2 protein-coding genes are annotated in these 2,105 nt (G+C 36.4%); one reads left to right on the top strand and one right to left on the bottom strand.

Annotation, left to right across the window (positions count from 1 at the left end; translation table 11 throughout):
* Positions 1 to 66: 66 nt before the first annotated feature.
* A complete protein-coding gene (locus tag V7149_RS25940) occupies positions 67 to 1,044 on the top strand; it encodes a GGDEF domain-containing protein (protein ID WP_335348432.1) in 978 nt (325 codons plus the stop codon).
* A 74-nt stretch (positions 1,045 to 1,118) separates the two neighbouring features.
* Here the strand turns inward: V7149_RS25940 and V7149_RS25935 are convergent, their stop codons facing one another.
* Positions 1,119 to 1,988 (bottom strand): EAL domain-containing protein, encoded by an 870-nt coding sequence (locus tag V7149_RS25935; protein ID WP_335348431.1) that lies wholly within the window; start codon positions 1,986 to 1,988, stop codon positions 1,119 to 1,121.
* Between the last annotated feature and the right edge of the window lie 117 nt (positions 1,989 to 2,105).

Genomic DNA, 2,105 nt, shown 5'->3' with positions numbered 1-2,105 from the left:
CAATTAACATTCCTACAGTAAATTATAGTTAAATGTGATTAATTATTGGAAAATGGGGGTGAGTATGTGCACATCGAAATTGGAGAAGTATCAAAAGACAATGTCATTGTAACACCTTCAACCTTATGTGAGGTTGTTTATTCAATATTTACTGAAGACCCATCCTTGGAAGGGATTGTCGTGTGTAAAGAAGAACGGCCAATTGGGTTAGTAATGAGAACTCACTTTTTTCAAAAACTATCAACAAAATACGGATTTGACCTTTTTATGAAGCGGACGATTGAACTCGTGATGGACCAAGAGTTCCTAATGGTTGAATATTCAGTCCCCATTACTGAGGTCAGTGCGCTAGCGATGGGCAGAAAGCAGGAGCATCTTTATGATTATGTCATTATCACGAAGCATGACCGTATCCATGGAATTGTAAGTATTAGAGAATTAATTATTAAATTATCAGAGATTCAAATAAATATTGCCCGTTTTTCAAATCCTCTCAGCGGACTTCCTGGAAATAATGTAATCGAAGAAACACTGAACGAAGTGTTGTCATATAAAAGATTTAGTGTGTTTTACATAGATATTGATTTGTTCAAATCCTTCAATGATACATTTGGATTTAGTAAGGGAGATGAATTAATTAATGAGACTGCCAAGATTATTAAGAAGGTAATTGACATCGAGGAGAACGCTCCCTCCTTTGTTGGACATATTGGCGGCGATGATTTTATTGCCGTTATCCCTCATTTCAACCATGAGCCGTTATCACGACAAATTATTTCACTCTTCCAGTATGCTACGAAGCGTTATTACTCTGAAGATGAATGGAAAAGTGGGAGAATTCAAGCAAGAACAAGACAGGGGCAGATTGAATATATTCCGTTAGTAACGATATCCATAGCGATTGTACAAAATAAAAACTGTGTATTTACATCAGTAGAGGAAATAAGTAAAGTGGCTGCTAGATTAAAAAGCAGATGTAAAGCGATTAAAGAAAATTCATTTCTATCGTTAGAGGATGTCAGTGAAGAAGTTTTGCCTCAATAGTGGTAGAAAAGCCATGTAGTTTTGATAAACTACATGGCTTTTTAAGTTTTACATTAACACATTCGTATATCAGTCTAGCCGAATTGAGTTCGTAAAATAGGATTGGAGTGTGGTAATTTTCCATTTATTAATTCGGGATTTGGTTTCCCGAGAGCAAAACCCTGCCCCATATGGACGCCTACTTTTCGTAAGTAGTTTAGCTCCGAAAGTGATTCTATTCCTTCTGCAACGATTTGAGTATTTGACTGTAAAGCAAAATCAAGTAGGAGCTCTACTAAATGCTGCTTCTCGGGATGCTCATCAATTTTGCGAATAAGAGATTTATCCACTTTAATAAATTCGGGTTTTATGTAAATGAGGGTTTGTAAGCTATTATAGCCGGTTCCAGCATCGTCAACGGCAATACGAAACCCTTGTTGCCGATAATGATCTATGATTCGTTCGAATTGGCTATAATTGGTTACTGCCTCTTTTTCGGTAAGTTCTAAAACGATTTGCTCAGGGCAAAGATTATATCTTTCCAATAATTCCAGCGTTATTCCACTTCGATAGGCGGGATCAGCTAATACTTGTGGCTGGATATTGAGAAATACGAGTGGAGTCGAAGTGGGTTGAAACCCCTTGACCTGATCCGAGAATCGTTCAAGAGAAAGATTCCGGAGAAATCGTTCTATCATAAAAACATCATTGCTTTTGCCGACATATTCATAAAACTTTTCAGTTGTCGGAAACAATTTTGTCGGTTTAGGACGATTTAAAATCTCAAACCCTAATGTCTTACCTTCCTTCAGGCAGAGAATGGGCTGAAAAACCGTATCAACCTTCCCTTTTTGCATGAGCTCCTGAAGCTCTATACTCTTTCTATATTCTTGATAAAGACTTCCCTTCTTAGCATTTAAAAAGGCAAGAAAATTTATAAAATTGGTTAATCGGTTATTTTTCATAAGCCACCTATTGTGTAGAAATTTGTCGTTAAACTATCTCCATTATAATAGGTATTTTTGATCATAATGATAAGCGTTTGTAAATTTTATGTAAAAGCAGGGTGCTTGGTGGTATAT

The sequence above is a fragment of the Bacillus sp. JJ1503 genome (genome assembly GCF_036965125.1).
Lineage (GTDB): Bacteria > Bacillota > Bacilli > Bacillales > Cytobacillaceae > Cytobacillus.
The sequence above is the reverse complement of the archived record's forward strand: the minus strand, read 5'-3'. Positions and strand labels throughout refer to the sequence as shown.